Below are 423 nucleotides of genomic sequence, written 5' to 3'. Positions count from 1 at the left end.
GAAAACTGGATGAAGCACTCGCTGTGGTATTCCGAAGGCAACCGCCTGGACTACAAGCCCGTGCAGTTGAAGCCGCTGTCGGTGGAATCGGTGCCGCCCAAGGCGCGTACGTTCTAACGGATAAGAAGGACCCGCAAAAATGAAGCGTATTTTTGAAGTCTATCGCTACGATCCGGACAAGGACGCAGCGCCCCGCATGCAGACCTACGAGGTAGAACTCGACGGTCACGAGCGCATGCTGCTCGACGCGCTGGTCAAGCTGAAGAAGCTGGACGAGTCGATCGCGTTCCGTCGTTCGTGCCGCGAAGGCGTGTGCGGCTCCGACGCCATGAACATCAACGGCAAGAATGGTCTGGCGTGCCTGACCAACATGCGTGAGCTGCCCGAGAAGATCGTGCTGCGCCCGCTGCCGGGGCTGCCGGT

The 423-nt window shown here is 60.0% G+C and carries 2 protein-coding genes; both read left to right on the top strand.

Annotation, left to right across the window (positions count from 1 at the left end; translation table 11 throughout):
- On the top strand, positions 1-117 hold a 117-nt coding region (locus AAHM38_RS25535; RefSeq protein WP_342234431.1), incomplete at its 5' end, for a hypothetical protein.
- A 22-nt stretch (positions 118-139) separates the two neighbouring features.
- Positions 140-423 (top strand): 2Fe-2S iron-sulfur cluster-binding protein (locus tag AAHM38_RS25530; RefSeq protein WP_342234430.1); only part of this gene is annotated, 284 nt, incomplete at its 3' end.

It is taken from the genome of Ralstonia sp. OTU4908 (genome assembly GCF_038440115.1).
Taxonomy (GTDB): Bacteria; Pseudomonadota; Gammaproteobacteria; order Burkholderiales; family Burkholderiaceae; genus Ralstonia; species Ralstonia pickettii.
Note: the sequence above shows the minus strand (reverse complement) of the source record. Positions and strands in the feature narration are given on the sequence as shown.